Origin of the sequence: Novosphingobium nitrogenifigens DSM 19370, from assembly GCF_000192575.1 — a bacterium.
GTDB classification, from domain to species: domain Bacteria; phylum Pseudomonadota; class Alphaproteobacteria; order Sphingomonadales; family Sphingomonadaceae; genus Novosphingobium; species Novosphingobium nitrogenifigens.
This window is the reverse complement of sequence record NZ_GL876935.1, coordinates 366,058-387,643: the sequence shown is the minus strand read 5'-3', so window position 1 is coordinate 387,643 and position 21,586 is coordinate 366,058. Positions and strand designations below refer to the sequence as shown.

At 59.6% G+C, this 21,586-nt stretch carries 16 protein-coding genes; 4 read left to right on the top strand and 12 right to left on the bottom strand.

Annotated elements, in window-relative coordinates; genetic code table 11:
• Window positions 1-46 precede the first annotated feature (46 nt).
• Genes Y88_RS17955 through Y88_RS17945 form a run of 3 tightly spaced genes read right to left on the bottom strand, consistent with a single transcriptional unit; the run spans window position 47 to window position 3,287 of the window.
• The gene (locus Y88_RS17955) at window positions 47-1,117 is read right to left on the bottom strand and encodes an acyltransferase family protein (protein ID WP_008071839.1); all 1,071 of its coding nucleotides are present in this window, start codon (window positions 1,115-1,117) and stop codon (window positions 47-49) included.
• Window positions 1,114-2,181 (bottom strand): acyltransferase family protein, encoded by a 1,068-nt coding sequence (locus Y88_RS17950; protein WP_008071831.1) that lies wholly within the window; start codon window positions 2,179-2,181, stop codon window positions 1,114-1,116. The genes Y88_RS17955 and Y88_RS17950 overlap by 4 nt, the downstream gene beginning before the upstream one ends.
• 17 nt (window positions 2,182-2,198) lie before the next feature.
• Window positions 2,199-3,287, bottom strand: coding sequence for an acyltransferase family protein (locus Y88_RS17945; RefSeq protein WP_008071830.1), 1,089 nt, complete (start codon window positions 3,285-3,287; stop codon window positions 2,199-2,201).
• 889 nt (window positions 3,288-4,176) lie between these two features.
• Between Y88_RS17945 and Y88_RS17940 the strand changes: the two genes are divergently transcribed.
• Window positions 4,177-4,650, top strand: coding sequence for an acyltransferase family protein (locus Y88_RS17940; RefSeq protein WP_018075553.1), 474 nt, complete (start codon window positions 4,177-4,179; stop codon window positions 4,648-4,650).
• A 199-nt stretch (window positions 4,651-4,849) separates the two neighbouring features.
• Here the strand turns inward: Y88_RS17940 and Y88_RS17935 are convergent, their stop codons facing one another.
• Window positions 4,850-6,322 carry a hypothetical protein gene (locus Y88_RS17935; RefSeq protein WP_008071828.1) on the bottom strand — a complete coding sequence of 491 codons (1,473 nt, stop codon included), beginning with the start codon at window positions 6,320-6,322 and terminating at the stop codon, window positions 4,850-4,852.
• Window positions 6,323-6,428: 106 nt separating this feature from the next.
• Entirely contained in the window at window positions 6,429-7,628 is a 1,200-nt protein-coding gene (locus Y88_RS17930; RefSeq protein ID WP_008071827.1) for a glycosyltransferase, read from the bottom strand.
• Between the two features lie 583 nt (window positions 7,629-8,211).
• Between Y88_RS17930 and gmd the strand changes: the two genes are divergently transcribed.
• The 3 genes from gmd to Y88_RS17915 are packed head-to-tail and all read left to right on the top strand — an operon-like array spanning window position 8,212 to window position 11,613.
• Window positions 8,212-9,339, top strand: coding sequence for a GDP-mannose 4,6-dehydratase (gmd, locus tag Y88_RS17925; protein ID WP_008071825.1), 1,128 nt, complete (start codon window positions 8,212-8,214; stop codon window positions 9,337-9,339).
• Window positions 9,340-9,343: 4 nt separating this feature from the next.
• A complete protein-coding gene (gene fcl, locus Y88_RS17920; RefSeq protein WP_008071823.1) occupies window positions 9,344-10,300 on the top strand; it encodes a GDP-L-fucose synthase in 957 nt (318 codons plus the stop codon).
• Window positions 10,301-10,350: 50 nt separating this feature from the next.
• Window positions 10,351-11,613, top strand: a complete 1,263-nt coding sequence (locus Y88_RS17915) for a WcaI family glycosyltransferase (protein WP_008071821.1) — start codon at window positions 10,351-10,353, stop codon at window positions 11,611-11,613.
• A gap of 59 nt (window positions 11,614-11,672) precedes the next feature.
• On the opposite strand, the gene Y88_RS17910 is transcribed toward Y88_RS17915, so the two are convergent.
• The 7 genes from Y88_RS17910 to Y88_RS17880 all read right to left on the bottom strand — a co-directional run bounded on the left by Y88_RS17910 (window position 11,673) and on the right by Y88_RS17880 (window position 21,532).
• Window positions 11,673-12,962 (bottom strand): hypothetical protein, encoded by a 1,290-nt coding sequence (locus Y88_RS17910; protein WP_008071820.1) that lies wholly within the window; start codon window positions 12,960-12,962, stop codon window positions 11,673-11,675.
• Window positions 12,963-12,965: 3 nt separating this feature from the next.
• A complete protein-coding gene (locus Y88_RS17905; protein WP_018075556.1) occupies window positions 12,966-15,140 on the bottom strand; it encodes a GumC family protein in 2,175 nt (724 codons plus the stop codon).
• 62 nt (window positions 15,141-15,202) lie between these two features.
• Window positions 15,203-15,895, bottom strand: coding sequence for a polysaccharide biosynthesis/export family protein (locus Y88_RS17900; RefSeq protein WP_008071815.1), 693 nt, complete (start codon window positions 15,893-15,895; stop codon window positions 15,203-15,205).
• Window positions 15,896-16,051: 156 nt separating this feature from the next.
• Window positions 16,052-17,377: an O-antigen ligase family protein gene (locus Y88_RS17895; protein ID WP_232281137.1), complete on the bottom strand. Its 1,326-nt coding sequence runs from the start codon at window positions 17,375-17,377 to the stop codon at window positions 16,052-16,054.
• A gap of 445 nt (window positions 17,378-17,822) precedes the next feature.
• Window positions 17,823-18,119 carry a hypothetical protein gene (locus tag Y88_RS17890; protein ID WP_018075559.1) on the bottom strand — a complete coding sequence of 99 codons (297 nt, stop codon included), beginning with the start codon at window positions 18,117-18,119 and terminating at the stop codon, window positions 17,823-17,825.
• Window positions 18,120-18,511: 392 nt separating this feature from the next.
• On the bottom strand, window positions 18,512-19,801 hold the full coding sequence (locus tag Y88_RS17885; protein WP_008071809.1) for an exopolysaccharide biosynthesis polyprenyl glycosylphosphotransferase: 1,290 nt from the start codon (window positions 19,799-19,801) through the stop codon (window positions 18,512-18,514).
• A 522-nt stretch (window positions 19,802-20,323) separates the two neighbouring features.
• On the bottom strand, window positions 20,324-21,532 hold the full coding sequence (locus tag Y88_RS17880; RefSeq protein WP_008071808.1) for an acyltransferase family protein: 1,209 nt from the start codon (window positions 21,530-21,532) through the stop codon (window positions 20,324-20,326).
• Window positions 21,533-21,586 lie beyond the last annotated feature (54 nt).

Sequence of the window (21,586 nt, the reverse complement as noted above, 5' to 3'; positions counted from 1 at the left end):
GGCCATCGAACTCCAGACAGGCGGGACGGGATAGGCGGTATCGGGTTCAGCGTGCGGCGGCCATTCGACGACGCAGCATCGCGCGGACGGGAATGTCGAACCTGCGGCTGAGCAGCATGGTAAGAGCAATCCCGAGGGCAAGGTTTGCCGACACCGCGAGGGCAAGCGGCAAAGCGGTCAGCGACAGTTTGTGAAGCATGGCCGCAAAGAAGAACGTGATCGGCTGATTGATCGCGTAGAGCGGAAATGAAATCTCGCCCAGCCAGGCAAAGGTCCGCTCGAGCCATGGCCAGTCGATCCGGCACAAGCCAAGAACGATGACTGCCGGGAAGATCCCGAAAATGCACAAGGTTTGGTAGTCGAGCCGATCGTACGGCAATGTCATTGCAACCGACAACAGGACTGCGCCCATCATCGGCAGAATGTTGGAGTGGACCTTGCGCTTCCCGAGTTTCAGCCAGATCAGCACGCCGATGGAAAAGGGAGCGAGTGTCTTGACGAAGGCCTGGGGCTGGTCGGTCCAGCCGACCGAGGCCTTGTAGCTCCCTGCCCAGAAGCCGTAACCGATGTCGATCGCCGCCATGACGAGGACAATGACAAGAAGGGTGCGCCCGCGAAAGTACCTGGCGGTGGCACAGAACAGCATGTTGACCAGCAGTTCGTGGGTCAGCGACCACGCCGGGCCGTTGATCGGATAGGAGTTTCCGCCCGATGAACCGGCTCCGATACGGGGCAGGGGAAGCAGCAGCAACGCGAAGACGGCACCGCCCAACAGAGCCCCGTGGCCGATCCTTCCCTCATAGAGGCGCCATGCAATGCCCAGTACCGCGCCGACCGCCATCATCGGGTAGAGGCGAACAAGGCGTAGTGCAGCAAAGCGACGCCAGCCGATGGCTCCCGAGACGAGCTTGTCCTGATAGGACAATGCGATCACGAGGCCGCTCAACATGAAGAAGAAGTCGACGGCCATGAACGCGTTGGCGAGCATCGGTCGGTCGGTAAAGGACTCGAGGCTGTGCATGGCGGCGACGAAAAGCGCGGCAATGCCCCGATAGCCATCGAGTGCGACAATATGGTTCTTTTCCCGTTGCGGGGCGGTCTGCGGCGCAGGCGTCATGGGCGGCGTTTCCTGAACGGAGCAAGTATGGCACGACGTGCCGGTTGCTCGACGAAAAGGAACGCCAGGATCGCGGCGCCGAGCGTGACGATGGGGCTGGCGAACTGATCGAGAGGGGGATGGATGATCGCGGCGCACAGCGCGCGAACCGGCCCCTGAAGGATGTAGAGCGCATAGCTTGCGCCGCCGAGCAGGATCATCGGACGTGTGGCGAGAAGACGGGTGAGGGCGCCTTCACCATTGGCCAGAGCGAACAGCAGGAGTCCGGCCAGAGGAGCGAACAGGGCCTTTGTCTGCATGGTGTCGGCCTTGGCCATGACGATCAGTATCGCGAGCGCAAGGACGATTTCGACGGCGGTTCCACGCAGGATCGCGCGCGTGCGATCGCACCGCACGAAGATGGCGCAAAGCGTCATGCCCAGCGCGAATTCGGGCATGCGCAGGATCGGGATCCACACTCGGGTATCGGCGCCGAGCAGCGGCACCATTTTTACGCCGGGGGAAATCGACGGAGTTCCGAACACGACGATGATCACCATGCTGAGCAGCGCCAGGCCATGGATCGCGGCGATCGGCAATCGTCGCAGGAGCGGCCAGACCAATGGGAAAAGCAGGTAGAACACGGCCTCGATCGAGAGAGTCCAGGCCTGCATGACCCAGGTATAGCCATGGCCGCTGGCCGGAGGTGTCCATGCCTGTGTCATGGTCAGGACGGATACAGCATCGATGGGCGACAGTGGTGTCGCCAGAACCGGCAGCATCAGCAGCAGCGAGAGCAGGTAGACCGGATAGATACGGGCCACTCGCGCCAGCATGAAATGCGCGGTCCTGCCGGTGGTGAAGGCTTCATCGAAATGGGAATAGGTGATGATGAACCCGGACAGCACGAAGAACAGCGGGACGCCCAGATAACCGTTGGTCAGGATGTGAACCATGACCTCCGGCGCGTGGATCCGATGGGCGAATCCCGCGCCGAAATGGAACATCAATACAGCACTCGCCGCCAGAAAACGCACGCCTGTCAGTGCGGCGAGATTGCGGTTCAGGACTTGCTCTTGAGGCATCCGTGCTGTCCTTGCCGTTATTGTTGCGTTGCAGCGACAGCGCCGCGCGTGAGTTTTGGGTTTACCGAAAAACGGTCTTTGAGATGCAGGAACGGCTTTTCGATGATGAAGTAACTTGCCGTGGCAGCAAGGCACGAGAACACGACGGCCTGCAATGGCGGCATGACGAAGATCGAAAGCGGCAACGTGAACAATTGCTGCCAGATATAGAGGCTATAGGAAATCCTGCCTCCGAATTGCAGGGGAGGTGTGCGCAGTAATGCCGCGAACCATCCGCCGGCTCCATTGGCAAGACCCAGGATCAGGATTCCCGCTGAAAGCGCCTCGATCGTGCGTCCATAAGTCGCACCCCACAGACCCTTAAGGAAGAACTGGAGCAGCGGACACGCGAGCAGCAGAAATGCCAGATTGGCGAAAAAGAGGGGCGTGTTGAGCCGATCGAGCCACGGTCGGAGACGGGCCTCATTCAGGCTGAGAAGCGCCCCGAGCGCAATGGGGTCGGCTCCGGCGTGGAACATTTCCCCCATGGTGCCGCGTTGCGACGGAAAAGCGAAATAGATCGCGACCCGCTCCAACGGGAGCAGCAATACGATCGCTGCAAGAACAACTCCGACACGATTTCGGAGAAGAAGCAAGGCTGCGGGCCAGATCCAATAGAATTGCTCTTCAAGTGCGAGCGACCAGAAATGAGCAAAGACCGCGCGGCCCTGATCGATCACGTCTGACGGCATCAGGAGGGCGTAATAGTTCCACACATGCATTGCTGCGATCAGCGCTTGCGTCGGGTGAATCGATGCGAAACCCACGACCCCGAGCAAAACGGAAAGGGCGATGTAGGAATACGAAGCGGGCCAGATTCTCAGTGCCCGGCGGATATAGAACGCCTTGAGATCGAGCGTTCCGGTTGCCCCTAACTCGGCACAAAGAAGGCGGGTTATGATGTAACCGCTCAGGACAAAAAAGATCAGGACCGCGATGCCGCCGTCAAAAAAAACGGATTCCAGGTGGAAGTCTTTGTCTGTGTAATTTCCCAAGACATGGGACAGGACGACGAGAAAAGCAGCGACGAATCTGAGGCAGTCGAGTTCCTTGAGGCGATTTTTCATGGCTCTTTCGATCGATCCTGATCAGTGTTTTTACGTAGATTGACGTCCTGGGATTTCGTTCAGCCGAATTGATTTCCTAATCGAAAATCTTCTATCTCGCCAAATGGAAATTATTTTTGCCGATTTAAGCGGAATTGCTGCAGTGAAAATGGTAAACATGATTGTAATGAATTATTCATTGCCATGTCATTGGTCGTGAAAGGGTTGTTCTCTCATGAATCTTTCCTGAATCCATCTGGTGTATCTCTTGGTGAGAGGATAATGGATTGAAGCGGTTTGAGCCAGAAATTCACGCAGGTGCGAGGAAATTTTTTGCATTTGCGTTGGTTTGATCGATAGATGGCGGAATATTGTGGTAGTGTCACGCGTTGATGCGTTGTCTGCAGTTGTTTCTCGGGGCCGATTTCGCATCGATTTGTAACAGGTGGCTTTTTTCACGAGTGGCGGTTTGAAATGATGAGTGATGGGGCGCAGGTGTCTATCCCGCGGAAATACAGACCGGAACTTGATGGGCTGCGTGCGATTTGCGTTATCTTTACGCTATTTAACCACATTTCGGGGTGGCATGGTTCCTGAATGGAGCAGTTGGTTGATCACGCCCCTGATGTCGCAGGAGCGTGAGGCAAAAGGGCATGTGAACCTTACCGCATTCTACAGTCGCCGGTTCTTTCGTATCGTGCCGCTTTATGCGTTGACCATTGCTCTTTACGGGCTGATTCTATTGGCACTGCAACATGACGGAGGGGGCGCAGCTCCGGCATGCTATCCCTTGGCTCATGGCATTTCCCCGTTGGCGGCAGTGGTGAGCCTTGTTGTTGTACGTCCTTGTCTATAGGGGCTGTTCTACTTGCCCCATGTCATTGCCGGGGACCCGAACGTGATTGAGGGTGTGCGTGGTTATTTCGGCCCCACCTTCGAATCCCTGCTGGCGATGTTTGCGCGTTTCGACCGGTTTAGTCGCTGGCTCGGGCAGATTGGCGGGGTGAGCGCAGGGCTGCTCGGCCTTTTCTATCTTGCTTCGATTTTCTGGCCGATGTGGTTCTTGACTCTCGGGGTTTCGGCCTTGGGTGCGTTGTTGATCGGCAGCATGTGGGGCAATCCTGACCAGACCTTGCGGCGGGTGCCGTCATGGCGCCCGCTCGTGGAGGCGGGAAAGCTGACTTATGCGATCTACCTCATCCACGTGCTGTGCATTCATGCCGCGTCCGGCTTTGTCACCCGGTTCGCCGGGCCGTCATTCCTGTGGACGTTCGTGGCGTCCTATGCGCTTGCCCTTGTTGTGGGGGCTGTGGTCGCCGCAGCGGTCGAGCAGCCTTTGATCCGTGTCGGGCGCAAGGTTGCCTCGCGCCTCGCTCGTGCTTGACGCGGGAGCGCCGGTGTCGGTTGGGCATCGTGTCGGTTGGGCAGGGGTGGAGCAAGTTCGCCTTGCGTCCGGCTCGGTGAGCTCAACGGCATTGCCGTTGTGATCGGGCGCGGCTTTGTCAGGCGGTCATGCGGGTGGGGGCATTCGATCGAAAGCCGCCTGTTCCGGGCATGCGCCTGATCTTGCAGAGGCCGCCTGCTCAGGTGGCGAGCGGCATTGTCGAGGGTGAGGTGGAGGGGCGTTTCCGCTTGTGCAGGAGTGTCAGTCCGTAGGCGAACAGCACGATGGGCAAGAAGCCGCGGATGACTTCGGCCAAGGTGCTGATATCCGCTTCCCCATAGAAAAACACGCGCGAGGCAACGAATATCGCCCACGGGTTTTGCCAGATGCTGCCGTTGCAAGACAGTTTCAGAATGGCGAACAGGATCAGGCAGAACAAAGGTGCCAAGATGAGGAGGCCGAATGGTCCGCCTGTGCCATAGGCTGTTCCGAGAATGCCAAGGACAAGGCGCGCGTGGTTGCCCGTCTGGGTAATGCCGAACCGCCAGGCGATCAGTTCGCCCAGTGAGGTGTCGGAGTGCTGTCCGATGATTGCGGATGGAAGTATCGTCTTGATCAGAAGGCTGAGGTAAGTGCCCACGCCGATTGGCTTGCGGGTGCCTTCGCGCGCCATGTTGTCGACCGGCATCAGCAGGGTGAAGCGGTCGGTGTGATAGTCGTGCGGAGAGAGGTAGTCGACGTCAGCCGCGTGCGAGTGCGCCCCGCCGGGATTTGTGATCTTGTCTTGCAACTCATAGAGGCGGATCGGATTGAAGTCGGCTTCTGCCAGGACGGAGAAGGTTAGGCCGATGCGTTCGAGTTTGCTGACTTGCATGCCTCGTACGATGTAAATCGCCGGGGAGAGGTAGAGGAACGAGATGGCGGCAACGACCACGACTGCGGCGATGACGCGGGGGCGCACTTTCACGCGATAGGCGATGCCATTGATCAGGATTGTCGCAACGACAATAAGGAAGGTTGCCTTCTGGTTGTTGACGATTGCGAGCACGAACAGGACTGCCGTCGCCGTGGAGATCCAGAACCAGTCCTTGCGTGCTCCCCGACGCAAGACGAGCGAGAGTTGCATCGCGAAGGCAAGCTGGATGATCGGAACGAAATTGCCCAATCCGCCGAAACCGGAATCGCCGGCGCCGCTGCTCAGATCAGAGGCGGTTGCCGAAACCATCGCGTTGACGACACAGAGCGCCAGTGAAAACAGCATGACCGGAACAGTGAAGCGTTCGAGAAACTGCTGATCGGAAAAGGTCTGCTCGAGAACATTCCACCGACGCAGGCGTGTTCCGGGATAGTGGCGCGTCAGCAGGGTGGAGACCAGAAAATAGGCGCTGGTGATAAGGCCAAATCCGATGACCAGCAGACTCAAGCTTGTCGTCGCTACGAGCAGGTTCCTCTGCACCGGCTGACCGACCACCGTCTTGAGGATCAGGGAAAACGTGCCGTAATAAAGGGATAGGGAAAAGAGCAGGGTGTCGATCGGGTCGAAGGTCCTGTGGCGAAGGGGGATGACGCCGGTCAGTGCGACCAGGTCGATCGCGGCCAGAACAAAGACATTGGCGCCCATCACCAGTTGGATGAGCGAGAAAAACGCGATGATGCCGACATAGATCGCCACGTGTTTCGGCATTGTCAGCAAGGTACGGTGCTCCCCACGCGATAACGTGCAACGGGTTTGGATGTGGTGGGCGCGTTGTCAAGCTTCGTGCGCATCATGGCGCCCTTCATTGGGGCCCGATTCCGGCGTGGTGTTCCATACGTGCGAGGATGCGGGCGGCTGCTGCGCGCACCTCGTAATTTTCGGCGTAGCATTGCGCTGCCGCGCGGCCCATCGCGTCGCGCTCTTCCTGTGACATTGCTGCAAACCGGGCAAGGGCGCCGGCTGTGCTTTCGAGATCCTGGGGGACGACGATGCCGCAGGACTGGCGAAGGATCTCGTCGCACAGGTTGACCTTGTCGCTGACAATGACCGGAGTGCCGCAGGCCATGGCCTCTGCCACGACCATGCCGAAGTTTTCTCCGTGCGAGGGAAGGGCGAAGGCCTCGGCCGCGCGGTAGGCGCCCCATTTGACCGGACCGGAGATCATACCCAGCCAGTGGACGTGGTCGGCGATCTCGAGCTCCCGGGAAAGAGCCTGAAGCTCTGCCTGCCAGCCGATCTGGTCCGGGCCCGCAAAAACGAGATCGACGTCGCCCAGTTGGGCGCGGGTCGCGGCGTAGGCCTTGAGCAGGGTGTCGCATCCTTTCTTGGGGTGGATGCGGCTGATGAAGAGAAGAAAGCGCCGATCGCGAAGGTGGGGGAAGCGGGTGAAAAAGGCCTCCCGCTCAGCCTGCGCATCGTCGCCGGGGCCCTGGCAACCATAGCCGATCACTTCGCCGTTGAGGCGATAGGGGCGATAGCTCCCCTCGGCGAGCCTGCGTTCGGCCTCGGTGGTGAAGAAGACGGCCTTGGCTCCATTGAGCAGGGCGCCTTCGGCGAAGGGCCAGATAGCCTGCTTGATTCGGTCCTTCATCGGATAGGCGCTCCGATGCCAGGGGTCGAGCATGCCGTGGGCAAAGACCAGATAGGGCAGCTTTCCACCGGTCAGGGCGATGCGGGTGGCAAGGCTGGCGTAATTCCACAGGCCGTGCAGCAAGGCCACGTCGTAGTCGCCTGCAATCGAGCGAATTTTCCCGACGGTCTGTGGGGAATATCCAAAGCGGTCGAACAGTGGGGAAAGTCCCTTGCCCTTGTTCGGATCTCCGAGGCGTCCGGACGGTATCGGGGACAGGTCCGGGCTGAGATAGGGGGCTGCCGGAGAATCCAGCGTCAGGACGTCGACCTGATGTCCCATGTCGCGCCAGATGCGGGTCATGGTCCGGGCGGTATTGACCGGACCGCCGCCGGCCGGATCGAGGCTCGCGATGATGTCGAGGATTCTCACGATGTTATCGTGCCGTTAACTTGTTGGATGACCGCAGCATCGTTCGCATCTCCGCACTTTGCCTGTTGAAGCTCGTCCGTGTTTTTTTCTTGCAACTGCTGTTCGGATAAACCGCAAAACGAGAATTTGGGTTGGGTAATGGCGCAAGGGCGGGGCGGTCAAGGGTGATGTTCATGTGCAGCATATCGATTGTGCAGGTGCGAAAAGAGAATATCGAGGTTGACGCGTCGACTGAATGTTTCGGGTGATCCTGCTCCATCATTCTGATGCTAAATGAAAATTTATGGTTTAAGGAATTATACGGATTGACGAAATGTTGCGTCAAACCCTGCTGAAGATGGGGCGTCGTATTGACAATTTTGAGCCCTTGCGCTCAAACGGCGCTACGGAATGCGATGAACGGCGCCCATGATTGTCGTGGTGCCGTTCGAAAAATTCAAAGTAATGATGTCTGTTCTTGGGGTTTGACTTGCACGTGCGGGCACTCAATACGGCGGGGGTCGCATTTTTGTGGGGATTTCGGCAATAACTGGTGTGGATTTTCATTATCCGGTTCTTGTCTTTGTTGTATCGGGAGTTTCACTTGGCTGATCGCAAGGTTGCCCTGATTACGGGTGTCACGGGCCAGGACGGGTCCTATCTCGCCGAATTCCTTTTGGAAAAAGGATATGAAGTGCATGGCATCAAGCGCCGTGCCTCGCTGTTCAACACACAGCGTATCGATCATATCTATCAGGATCCTCACGAAGTCCGTCCCGATCTCAAGTTGCATTACGGGGACTTGTCGGACACGTCGAACCTGACCCGCATCATTCAGGAAATTCAGCCCGACGAGATCTACAACCTTGGCGCGCAAAGCCATGTTGCGGTCAGTTTCGAGGCTCCGGAATACACGGCCGACGTTGACGGGATCGGCACGCTGCGTTTGCTCGAGGCGATCCGTTTTCTCGGCCTGGAAAAGAAGACCCGCTTTTATCAGGCCTCCACGTCCGAGCTTTACGGACTGGTTCAGGAAGTGCCGCAGCGGGAAACCACCCCGTTCCATCCTCGTTCGCCTTATGCCGTGGCCAAGCTCTACGCCTATTGGATCACGGTCAATTATCGTGAAGCATACGGTATGTATGCGTGTAACGGAATTCTCTTCAATCATGAAAGTCCGCGCAGAGGCGAAACGTTCGTCACGCGCAAGATTACCCGGGGGCTATCGAATATTGCCCAGGGTTTGGAATCCTGCCTTTACATGGGCAACATCGATTCCCTGCGCGACTGGGGACATGCCCGGGACTACGTCCGCATGCAGTGGATGATGCTGCAGCAGGATCATCCCGAGGACTTCGTGATCGCGACCGGCGTCCAGCAATCGGTGCGCGAATTCATCATGTGGTCGGCCCGGCACCTCGGTATCACGCTCAGCTTTTCAGGCGAGGGTGTGGACGAGGTCGGGATCGTCGAAAGCGTCACGGGTGACGATGCGCCCGGTGTGGTGGCGGGAGATGTCATCGTCCGTATCGATCCGCGGTATTTCCGTCCCGCCGAAGTCGAGACCCTGCTCGGGGATCCCACTCGTGCGAAGGAAAGGCTCGGCTGGGTGCCCCAGATCAGCGCGCAGGAAATGTGTGCGGAAATGGTCGCTGCCGATCTCAAGGAAGCCAAGCGACATGCCTTGCTGAAGGCGCATGGGTACGATTTGCCCGTGGCCATCGAAGGCTGAGCCGATGCGGGTTTTCGTTGCCGGACATCGCGGCATGGTCGGAGGCGCCATCGTGCGCAAGCTGGCCGAGCGAGGCGTGGAGACGGTGGTGCGCACGCATGCCGAACTCGACCTTGCCGACCAGGGTGCGGTTGCAGCCTTCTTTGCGCAGGAACGGCCCGACGCCGTCATCCTCGCGGCTGCAAAGGTGGGCGGAATCCACGCCAACAACACTTATCCTGCCGACTTCATTTATCAGAACCTGATGATCGAATGTAATGTCATTCATCAGGCCTTTGCGAACGGCGTGCAGCGATTGCTGCAACTCGGGTCGTCGTGCATCTATCCTCGCGAGGCGCCCCAGCCGATGCGGGAAGATGCTCTTCTCACTGGCACGCTCGAGCCGACCAACGAGCCTTATGCGATCGCCAAGATTGCCGGGATCAAGCTGTGCGAAAGCTATAACCGGCAGCACGGTGTCGATTATCGCAGTGTGATGCCGACAAACCTTTATGGGCCCGGTGACAATTTCCATCCGGAAAACAGTCACGTTATTCCAGCGCTCATGCGTCGTTTCCACGAAGCGAAAGTTGCGGGCGATCCGGTGGTGACGATCTGGGGGAGCGGCACGCCCCGGCGCGAATTCCTCCACGTCGACGATATGGCAGATGCTTCGCTGTTCGTTTTCGACCTTCCGAAGGACGTCTACCAGGCGAACACGAAGCCGATGCTCAGTCACGTCAACGTCGGCTGCGGCGAGGATGTCTCGATCCTCGAACTGGCCCGGATCGTCGCAGGCGTTGTCGGTTATGAAGGGGACATCGCCACCGACCCGACCAAGCCGGACGGTGCGCCACGCAAGCTCATGGATGTCGCGCGACTGGCGGGCATGGGATGGACGGCCCGGATCGATCTCGCGGCGGGTCTGCAAGAGACGTATCGTTGGTTCCTCGATCATCAGGCGGACTTTCGCGCAGTTTGAAGCGCGCCGTCGGTCTGGCCGGCATCAACTTGATTTAGGATAGCTTCTCGATGAAAGTGCTGCTGATCGGTCTGAACTACGCCCCCGAACCGGTGGGGATCGGTCCCTACAGCGCGGGGACGGCACAGTTTCTTGCCGAGGCAGGCCATGACGTCACCGTCATTTCGGGCAAGGCCTATTATCCCCAGTGGCGGGTGATTGACGACCACCGCGAGGGTGGGGCGCTGGCCTCGCGAGAGCATGGCGTGACCATCATCCGGCTGCCGATTTATGTCCCGGCCAGGCCCAGCGGTCTCAAGCGCCTGATCCATCATGCCAGCTTTGCGTTGCGCGCATTGCCTACTGCTTTGAAACAAGGGTTCCAGGCCCGTCCGGATGTCGTGGTCTGTGTCGCCCCTTCGTTGATTTCGGCAGTGGTCGCGCGGGCCGTCGCCCGTTTGTACAAGGCGCGGTACTGGCTGCACATTCAGGATTTCGAGGTGGAAGCCGCATTCGCCACCGGACTCCTGCGTCCGACGGGCTTGCTCGCAAAGCTTGCGCACCGGTTCGAGCGATGGAATCTGGGGGGAAGCCGGGTCAGTTCGATTTCGCCGCAGATGTGCGCAAAAGTGCGTTCGTACGGCGTTCCCTCGGAACGGGTTTACGAATTCCGCAACTGGGCGGAAATCGACACGATACGTCCGCTGACGCGCACCTCGTCCTATCGGCAGCATTTCGGGATCAAGACCGACCATGTCGCCCTGTATTCCGGGAATATCGGCAACAAGCAGGGGATCGAGATCCTGATCGATGTTGCGCGCGCGCTGCAGCATCGTCGCGACCTGACGTTCGTGATCGCGGGTGACGGGGCTTTGCTCAAGGATCTTGTCGAAGCGGCGCGGGGGCTGGACAATGTCCGCTTCGAACCGCTCCAGCCCCGGGAGCAGCTCAGCGAACTGCTCGGGCTGGCAACCGTTCATCTCTTGCCGCAGCTTGCAGGGGCGGCCGATCTGGTCCTCCCCTCGAAGTTGACGAACATGCTGGCATCGGGTCGCCCGGTCGTTGCAACGGCCGCATCGGGCACTGGTCTGGCAGAGGAAGTCGAAGGGTGCGGGCTTGTTACCGAGCCCGGCGATGTCGATGCCATGGCGGCGGCGATCGTTGATCTGCTCGATGATCCTGCCGCGCGCGATCGCTATGGGGTCGCCGCACGCAAGCGGGCCGAGGAGCGGTGGAGCCGGCGTGCCATTCTGGCGGCATTCGAAGCGGAATTGCGCAGCATCGCTTCGGAAAAGGCCTCCGCCTGGCAGCGGGAGCCTCGCTTCGCCTCCTGAGGCCTGCGCGGACGGAATGACCTGCAATGCGCGTTCATGGCATTGCAGGTCCGATCGGGTCAGTGGCCGAGAAAACTCACATGGACATCGGTGATCGTCGCCTGCTGGTTCGGTGAAAGCCAGAATGCGAGAACCGGCGCCGGGCAGCTTCCGTCGAACGTCGTCGTGACGGCATATGCGCCGGAAGGCGCGGGTTGGCCGGGGTTTGCATCGCTGAGGTCACTGGCGCAATCGAGCGAAACGCTCATCTTGCGCAAAGTTGCCGAAGAGGTCCCGGGGCTTCGCCAGCTGATCCGATATGTTCCTGATCCAACGAGAATTCGTTGCGCGAGAATCTCGAGCGTCGAGGGACTGCTGACAGTGAAGCGGAGCAGGGGATGGCCATTGGCTTCCCGGTCGCTCTGGATGTTGACGTCTCCGCGATGGGGAACGTTCCAGTCGAGTGAGCTGTTGGGACTGTCAAGGTTGATCAGCGCAAAATCGGGATCATGCACGATGCCTGGTGACGCGCCGCAGCTCATCTTGCGAACGGTGGCCGCCTCGTCGAGATAGCCGGCATCGACCAGACGGGAAATCAGCGACCAGGTGTCCTTGCATGACCAGATCCCGGGACCGGCGCGTCGGATGATGTCCGCGCGATCGGCCAGCTTTTCCGGGGGGAGCGCGTCAATGTGATAGGTGAACTGGTTCGCCCATAAAGGGTGGGTTGCGCGTATGCGCTCGGCCAGCGCGTCGCGACCTTCCTCGTAATCGGAAAGGCTGTCGACGACCTGATTGCGGCCGGTCTCGTCATCGGCCTGACGAAGGAAGGAGTCCGCACGCAGGACGGCGGCCTGAAAATCGCCGACCTCGATTCCCTTTTGCAGCCAGTAGATCTGCGTTCCGCCGTCACGCCAGCCCAGTGCGGCCGAAACGGCGAATGTGCGACTGGCCTTGTCCGTCTCTCCTGCAGCCAGTTGCATGCGGCCCAGGGCGCCGATGATGAATTGATCGACCGGCGCGCTGCGCAGTGCTCGTGCAAGCAGGGCAGACGTTCCGGTATAATCCTTGGCGGCCATGGTAAAACGGCTGCGTTGAACCGCGGCACCGTAGTCATAGGGCCAGCCGATGAGACTGGGCATGCCCGGATGCTGTTCGGCAAGACGGTCGGTGCCGCTTGCCAAGGCTGCGAGGATATAGACCCCAATCCCCAGTGCTCCCGCAAGGGCGGCTGGGGAGCGTGTCAGGCGAGGCAGGGCGATGCCGCGTACCCTTGCATGACTTTTGCCCGATCGGGCGCCGCCGCGTGCCGCAGAGCGGCTGCGACGGCGACGCGACGAGACCTCGGTACCGGTGTCCTCTGCCGACACGGATCAGGCCTTCTCGCTTTCCCGATACTGATAGTAATCGTAGCCATAGTACTCGGAGTAGCGGTTGGTCGCCTTCGACGCGTCGAACATGGTGAGCACACCGCCCAGAATGTTGGCCTTGATCCCGCGCAAGCGATGCAGCGAGGACTTGAGCGAACCGCGGCGGCCACGATCTGCCTGAATGATCATCACGACGCCTTCCACCATGGTGGACAAAAGCGGCGCGTCGGCAAGGCCCAGAACCGGCGGGCTGTCGAGAACCACCACGTCGAAACGTTCCGACAGGTCGTGCAGCAGTTCCTTCATGACTTCGGAGCTGAGCAGGTCGGTCGGGCTCGGCGGGATTGGGCCCGACGTCATGGCGGTCAGATTCTCGATCGGCGTCGGCACCAGCGCCTCGACAATCTGGTGCTGGCGCGTCAGCAGGCTGGACAGGCCGATTTTGTTGGCCGTGCCGAGCGCGCCGTGGAGCGACGGGCGGCGCATGTCGACGTCGATCAGGACGACCGACCGACCGAGCTTGGCAATGCCTTGAGCGATGGCAAAGCTGCTGGTCGACTTCCCTTCCGCAGGCTGGGAGCTCGTGACCAGCAGCGTCTTGGGCAAGCCGTGCGGGGTCGAGAACATGAGGGAGTTGCGCAGCGAGTGGTAGCCTTCGCTGAACGGCGACTTGGGGTCCTGCAGTTCGGCAAGCGGGACCTCCTCGTTCGTGACAGGGATGACTCCCAGCAGCGGCACGCCGAGCTTGCGTTCGATGTCCTCGGGGACGCGAACCGAGTCGTCGGTCTGATGGCGAACCGTGACGACCAGTGCGGCAAGGACGACGCCGGCAAGGAACGCAATCGCGAGGTTGCGCATCAGTTTGGGAGCGCTCGGTTCGATCGGATTGTCGGCGGTGTCGATGATCGAGATGTTGCTGGCAGTGATGCCTGCCGCCGCGCTCAATTCCTTGTAGCGCTGGAGCAGGTTCTCATAAAGCGACCGGTTGGTGTCGGCATCGCGTGCAAGCAGGTTGTATTCGACCGAACGATCCTGCTCTGCAAGCGAGGCGCCCTTGAGGTCGGTAACCTGCTGCTTGAGGCTCTGCTCCGCATTCATCGCGGCATCGTATTGTTGCTTGATCGAATCACGAACGCTCTTTGCCACATCGTTGATCTGGTGATTGATCGTGGCTTCCTGTGCTTTCAGCTTCTGGACGCTGGGATAGTCCTCGAGATGGCGCGAGCGTTCGCTTTGCAGGTCCGCAGCGACTTTGGCGCGTTCGATCATCAGGGAGCTGATGGTCGGATTGGTGAGGACTTCGGGAGCAGTCAGAAGATTGCTGCGCGAGACCGACTGCCAGCGCTGTTCGGCGAGGATGCGGTTCTGTTCTGCCGCATTGGCGGCCGCATTCTGCTGCAGCAGGCTGGCCATGGTCACCGAATTCGGAGTCGTGCCTGCTTCCCCGTCGCCGGAATTGCCCGGGTCGCGGGTCTTGATGAGACCTGCCGCACGCGCGTATCCGTTGAGATCGCGTTCCGACTTTTCGAGCTTGGCTTTCGCCTCGGCGAGCTGCCCCGAAATGAAGTCGCGGGCATAGGCGGAGCTGTCGTACCGACGCTGGAGATTGGCCTGAATGAATTCCTGGGCCCAGGTGTTCGCGATCTTGGCCGCCATTCCGGGGTCGGTGGCGGTAAAGGTGATCGTGGCAAGACGCGAATTGCGGGGAAGGGCGCCGGTTTCGTTGTTCAGCAAGAGCCTTAGCGTCTCTTCCTCGAGCTTGCGGCGTGCCTTGCCCGGGGCCGGAGCGCGTGCACCCATCGCGGCGTAGAACGCCGGGTTGCCGACGAGGTTGAGCCGCTCGGCGACGCGTGTCGCGAGGGCCCGGCTGTTGAGGATGTCCATCTGCGTCTGCAGGAAGCGTTCGGTATCGCCTGCAGAGGTCGTATCCGAGGAATTGGTGTCCTCGTTGGCGGCCTTGCCGAGAACCTGAGCGGTCTGGTTGTCGATCTGGACTGTGGTTGACGCCGTGTAGCGCGGTGTCGTCAACATGGTCATGACGATTGCGATGGCGAGGGAGCCCAGAATGATCGTCGTGATGAGGATCGAGTTGCCGCGGATGATCGCGAGGAGAAGGCGGACGTCGAATCCGGCTTCTTCGCTTTCGCCATGAAGGTTCGATCGATCGAGAGCCACCATGCGAGCGGCGTCGAATTCGGACGATGGGAGAGTGTTCTTTGTCTGCACGGGACCGTCCGAAATTAGAGCCGGTAGAAAACGTTGAAGAGCGGCGCTGCCTGGATGAAGTCGCGATAGAGCGACTTTCCGTGCGACAGACCGACCACCACGTCGTCGCCTGCCAGGATCTGGGGGTCGGGGTCGATACCGGCGCGGATCCGGCTGAGATTGAACCGGCCTGCCATTCGCTGTCCGTCCCGCGTCCTGAAGATGACGACTTCTGTGAGCGAGGCGATCTTGGTCGTGCTGTGGGCCATGGCGATGACGCTGAGCAGGGTGGTGTCCTGGCCAATGACGAAGGCGCCGGCCTGATTCACTTCGCCTTCGACCGAGGCCATGTGCGGAACCGGCGTTGTGACGCTGAGTGTGACCTGCGGGTCCTTGAGATAGCGCTTGCCATAAAGCAGGCTGATTTCATGGCTTGCCTCGGCGGGCGAGAGCTCCGCGACGTGAACCGACCCGACCAGCGGCAACTGCACATTGCCGGCATCGTCGACCACCACCTTGGGGATGGCAAGATCGGGTTCGTCGAAGACGGCAAAGCTCAATTCGTCGCCGGGATTGATCGTGTATTTGGTCGGGCTGACAGCCTGGTCAATCGATGGAGCGATACGATAGGCGGCCGCTCCCGTAGGCAGGTGGTCATAGAGTTTGCCCGCGCAGCCCGAAAGCATAAGGCCTGCGGACAAGGCAACAAGGAGATGGGAAGACTTCATTCGCTTACTCACTGCTGGTTGCCATGATTTCCTGCGCCGTCACTGGAACGGCACCCGACTGCGTGCCAGCCAATGCTGCGACGAAAAACGCCGCCCACTGCTTGACTGCCATTTCTTGCTGCTTTGCACAATCGGAAGAACCCCCATCCTCTCATCTCAAGTTTTTTCGTGATCAGGAAGTGAAAGTGGGGTGAGTAGAGCCACTCCCGCGACGATCAGTGCAACAAGGGTTAGACTTCGCATCGGATAGTCCAGCATTGCATGCAAGCCGATGTGCAGCAACGTCCCCAGTGCGAAGAGAACTTGTGCCCGATGGAGCTTGTCCGGCGTGCGGAACATGGCCGTCCTGGTGCTGCGGACACCGAGCCATGCGACGATAGCGACGGTTGCTGCAAGAGCGAACGCGCCGGGAAGGCCGGCTTCGAGAAGCCATTCGAGCCAGTCGTTATGCGCGCGGATCGGCAAGGCCGGGATCAGGACCTCGAGCCGTTCGGACGCTTCATAGAGCGGGACAAAGCTGCTGATGCCGCCCCCGGCAGGCCACACCTTGGCCGTCGCGGACAAGGTATCCTTCCAGATGTCCCATCGGCCTTCCGTCGGCGTATCGAAACGCGCGATGACGCGGTCGATCGAGGCCGTCTGGACGAGAAGCGCGCCGATAACGACAAGGCCCGCGCAAGTGGCGAAAGCCAGAGCCATGCGACCTTTTTTCGTGGCCGGGGCGAAGTCGGGCCAGAGAATCAGGGCCAGGAAGAGAAAAGTCTCGGGGAACAGGCCGATCCCGGTGCGGGAGCCGGTCAAAAGAACGCTGATGGTCAGGACCGCGACCACGATCGCCGTGGATCCCAGAACGGCGATTTTCGGACGACGTTCCTCGATCAGGGCCGCGGCAACGACACCGCACGCAAGAATCGCGACCTGGAAGAAGTCGGTCGTTGCATTGCGGTTGCCCTGGAAGCCCACCACCCAGCCTTTGTTTGCATCGGCATAGAGCGACCAGCCAAATCCGCCGAGCGACGTGATCTGCAAGGCGCCCAGGATGACGGCAGGGATGCTGACAAGGGCAATGACGAGGCACAAGGCCGTGCGTCCGTTACGGTCGAGGCGCGTGAACTCCAAAAACAGCGTGGCCATGGCCATCATGGTCAACAGGGACGCGAACGTCCGTGTCGGCACCATGGTCAGCGGCATCCAGTTGTCAGCAGCTCCGATCAGGGAAAGTGCCGCGATTTCAGTCGATCGTCCCGGCAGCGCATGCCAGATCGCAGGGGGGAGCGGAACGAGTTGCATGACGGGAATGACAAGGGCAATGCCGGCCAGAAGCCAGGCACTCGCCGGCGCGCGGACAAGTCCGCGGGACCAATCCGGCACGAGAGTAAGCAGGAGAAGCAGGACCGCGAGCAGAATTTGGGTCGGGACTTCGGTTTCCGGGCTGACGGTGCCGCCACCGCCCAGGACGAGCGTGACTGCAAGCATGGCCATGACGATCGCAACGCCTGGCCGTGGGCGGTAATCGAAGAGTTCGCGTGGGCGGCTGCGTGAACGCCGATTGTGATCGAAATGATGTCTGCGACGATCTTCGCCGCTGCGGATTTCGTCCGAACTGGTCGCCATGCGTTGCTTGCTACACCCCGGTAAGTGTCACGTAACAATATTGTGGACGGCCCTATCCACACTTTTCGAAGTTTCGCTTGAAAGACTTGCCGGTTATCTCTGCGCTATTGCGTGGAGTTTGAGGCACATCGTGTCAAACGTTGCATGCCCCAGTCTGACTGGCGCAGATCTTGATCGTATCAAGTCTTGCTGATGGGAGGATACTATCAAGTTCAAGTCTGTCCAGCCGTGTCCGTCCATGGCTGTGCAGGAGAGACAAAAAAAGAGCTCGTGAAAAATTTCACGAGCTCCCTTTTCAAAACGTGCGCCAGTCTCAGCCGTGCGGCGAAACGTACTGAGTGATCGTGGTTGTTCCGTTTTCGCAGATGTTCGAGGCATAGCAAAGCCCGACAATCAGCGCGCCGCCGGCAACGCCAGCAACACCACCGACCAGAGCATCGCTATGGCTGGCAACGCCGGTCGTGCGCGGAGCGCGACGGGCAACCTTGGTCGCCTTCACGCCGGTGGCGTGGGGCAGGGCCGAGCTGGCAACGGTGTCGGCGTTGGCAGAGCCGGACACCAGAAGGCCGAGCACAGCGGCGGCAGTCAGAGCGGTCTTAATGCGAAGCATGTGTTTCTCCTGATTCGGCACGTCAGGTACGTATAACAACTAAGGAGAAATACTGCAACGGCGTAATGCTTGTTTTGTGCCTGCGCTGTCGCCGCATAAAAATCATTTCAGAACAGTAATTTGGCTCCGCAGCTGCGAACTTGCGTCGTGTCCGCCGAAGGTCGTTGCATGTGTTCCCGATGAATTTCTCGAGTTCCGCTCAAAATGGTAACCGTTGCATTCATGAATTTGGCAAGTGCATGCGCTGAACTTGGTTATTTCTGGAAAGCGCGCGTATTCGACTGGTAATTCGACGAGTTACGGGATTTTGAGCGGAGGTGGGGAATGAACGCGCGGCTGGCGCTGGGTGGAGAATTCTTGCAAGAATTCGCAAGAAATGGGCGATCGCGCCTTTAAAAGGCGCGATCGTGGACGAGCACGCGCAGCGTCGCCACCATGATGTGAAGATCGCGCCAGATCGTCCAGCCATCGACATACTCGAGATCGGCCTGAAGCCGGATGGCAAGATCGTGTTCCGTGTCGGTCGCGCCACGGTACCCGCGGATTTGCGCAAGGCCGGTCAATCCGGGCTTGAGCGAATGGCGAAGCAGGTACCGGGAATCCACTTCCCAGAAACGCTTGGTGCCTGCGAGAGAGCCGATGGCATGGGGGCGGGGCCCCACGATGCTCATGTCGCCGCGCAGGACGTTGATCAACTGGGGCATTTCATCAATGCTCGTGCGTCGAATGAAGCGCCCGACCGGAGTGATGCGTTCATCATCCTTGCTTGCAGAGCGGCTGCCGGTAGCATCGAGTTTTTCGACACGCATGGAGCGGAACTTGTAGATCCAGAACAGGCGGTTGTTGCGTCCCTGCCGTTGCTGCATGAAAAAGACCGGGCCACCATCCTGGATGCGGATCGCAAGGGCGATGAGGATGAGGAGGGGGGCAAGGGCCGCAAGCGCAGTCCCTGCGATGGCGATGTCCATCAGTCGCTTGAGTGCACGGTCCCGCAAATTCAAGGGGCCAGCCGATACCACCAAGGCGCCGAAGTCCAGGCCGCGGCGTGCACCGATGGCGCCGAGTGTTGCAACGTCAGGTTCGACGATTTCACCGGAGATATTCGAGCCTTTGAATACCAGCGCCCAATCGCTGCGCCGTTCCGGTGGGCAGCTGACCAGGACGCGATCCATATTGGTCATGAACAGGCCGAGGCGGTCGAGCATATGCGGGTCGAAGCGGTCGGGCCGGAGGCCGTGTTCCGTTGTGTCGATATGCCAGGCGTGGGCGATGCGGAGCGGAGGGCCGCCATCGTTGAAAATAAGCACGTTTTCCGCCGTTGGTCCGCAACGATTGCGGAAATGGGGCTGCACAAACGAGCGTAGCCATGACAACGTGACTGCATTGGCCAGAGTGCTTCCGAGCGTCCACACACGTGATGTCGCCATGCCGGTGCGCAGAAAAAAGGCCAGAAAAATCATAACCATCAGCGAGATGAAGACTGAAGCCACCGCGCGGGACTGGCTGAAACGGAGGGAGGTCAGGGCCCGGGATGAATACGTGCCGGTGTTGGCGGCGATCGTCCAGTACACGGGGATCAGCAATTCAACCTGATCGAGGGTGGCGGGCGACAGGAACCGTCCGAAGGTGAAATAGCCGACTGCAATTTCTGTCCCTATGATGCAGAGCATGTCGAGCACCATCAGGAGAAGGTAGCACTGAAGGCGTCGGCGCTCGAGTGATGGGGCCAGGGGCAATTTAAATCGCTCACCGCCAGTGCTGCTGCTCCGAGGAGGCGTTACGCGATCCAGTGCGGTTGTCGTCATGTTTCCCCTCGATCCCGGACTCCCATCCGGGTGCCAACCAGCATGTGCAGCAAATTGAGTGGTCGGACGCAAAAGTCTTTGTTAATGCGCAGCTAATTCGTAACAGCATTATGCTGCATTGCAAAAAATACGACCAAATTGGAGCTAAGGCAAGCTTCTGTTCGTCGCAATCCTCTTCAACGGTGGCTTTTGTCGCGCATTTCGACCCGTATTTCAATCAGCCTGTCTTGCTTGCGACCACTTTCGGAAAGCGTGTGCGATTTTGAGGCAGTTCCTGTCGATGGAGTCGAGTGTGAATTCGTCTACCGATTCTTGGGGCGGTGTCTTGTAAGTGTCTGTCTTATATTGGTGGTTAAAGGGGGTGAAAGGATGGCTGTCCGGATGCTGGGGTCTTGGGGGTCATGTATTTCGGTGCGAAATAGAGACGGTTTTTCCAAGCCCGGTGAGCGTCGGCGTGGCCGACAGCTGGCTTTCGACGATGGTTTCCGCAAGGCGGTTGGAGGTGCGCCCGCGCATCCTTGAGGCGAGTCTGCGGCAAGCCTTGTGAACCGGTTCCTCGATGCAGTAGTGGGCGAGGATGCCGGCGAGTACGGCAATCAGAGTGGATATCGTTGCTGCCGGTGCGAAATGCGTGCGGTGAAGCAGGCGTGCAAGAATGCCGAGCGAGGCCGATGCTGCATGCGGATGGAACAGGTAGATCGCGAATGAGGCTTTTCCCAGAAGCCTGCCGAAACGGTCGAGAATGCCGCCGGGGCAATCCAGTCGGGTGGCGACAAGGACGATCGGGCCACAGATCAGGGATGTGAAAAGGGCGGAGCGGAGGTCGTCTACATGGAGGTCGAACGCGAAGCCGATGCCCCAAAGGATCGCCATCATGGCAATAGCGAGGGGGAAGGCGAAGTGTCCGACACGTATTGTCGCATTCCCGTCCAGGCGCAGGTGTAGCAGTCCGATCGCGAGGCCGACGAGGAAGGTGATGTTCATCGGGAACGTCGCCAGCCACAGGAATTGATGGGCGGCGTCGATCGACGGACGCGGGCCGGCGACAATGGCGTAAAGCAAGGGGGAGAGGCCCCATAGCCCGATCAGCCATGGCGCTTGCCGAGGGCGCAGGAAAGATATGGCGAACATGATATAGAAGAACAGTTCCTGCCGCAGGGTCCAGATCTGGTTCGGTTCGACGTTGCCGAACGGCAGAAGCAGGAAGGCATTGAGATACGTGGTGTTGAGCGTGAAGTCTCTGCCCACGAACCGGCCCAGCATGTAAAGCGCAATGGCGGCCCACATCACCGGTACAATGCGGAAGAAGCGCTTCTCGGAAAATGCAGGAACGGTGATTTTCGCGGCATACCGTCCGTCGCGAAATTCGAGTGACGTGTAGGCGATGATGAAGCCACTGATGACGAAGAAAAGGTTGACGCCAAGCATGCCGTAGGACGCGAGGGCACTGGCATGCGGGACGTTAAAGTATTTGGGGAACGTCGCCATGCTGACGGTATGGTCGATGACAACGGCAATGGCGGCGAGGCCGCGCAAGTATTGAATGCCGACAATATCACCGGATTTCGAAGTCATCGGCAATTGTGCCCAGCCCAATGCATGGCGCACGTTTGTGCGCCTCGATGTGTAAAAGGCTAACGTCTGGGGCTTGTCACGACAACG

Coding starts and splice junctions, on each gene's coding strand:
- Y88_RS17955 (WP_008071839.1), bottom strand. CDS start 1,117: ATGACGCCTGCGCCGCAGACCGCCCCGCAACGGGAAAAGAACCATATT.
- Y88_RS17950 (WP_008071831.1), bottom strand. CDS start 2,181: ATGCCTCAAGAGCAAGTCCTGAACCGCAATCTCGCCGCACTGACAGGC.
- Y88_RS17945 (WP_008071830.1), bottom strand. CDS start 3,287: ATGAAAAATCGCCTCAAGGAACTCGACTGCCTCAGATTCGTCGCTGCT.
- fcl (WP_008071823.1), top strand. CDS start 9,344: ATGCGGGTTTTCGTTGCCGGACATCGCGGCATGGTCGGAGGCGCCATC.
- Y88_RS17915 (WP_008071821.1), top strand. CDS start 10,351: ATGAAAGTGCTGCTGATCGGTCTGAACTACGCCCCCGAACCGGTGGGG.
- Y88_RS17905 (WP_018075556.1), bottom strand. CDS start 15,140: ATGGTGGCTCTCGATCGATCGAACCTTCATGGCGAAAGCGAAGAAGCC.
- Y88_RS17900 (WP_008071815.1), bottom strand. CDS start 15,895: ATGAAGTCTTCCCATCTCCTTGTTGCCTTGTCCGCAGGCCTTATGCTT.
- Y88_RS17895 (WP_232281137.1), bottom strand. CDS start 17,377: ATGGCCATGCTTGCAGTCACGCTCGTCCTGGGCGGTGGCGGCACCGTC.
- Y88_RS17890 (WP_018075559.1), bottom strand. CDS start 18,119: ATGCTTCGCATTAAGACCGCTCTGACTGCCGCCGCTGTGCTCGGCCTT.
- Y88_RS17885 (WP_008071809.1), bottom strand. CDS start 19,801: ATGGTGCTCGACATGCTCTGCATCATAGGGACAGAAATTGCAGTCGGC.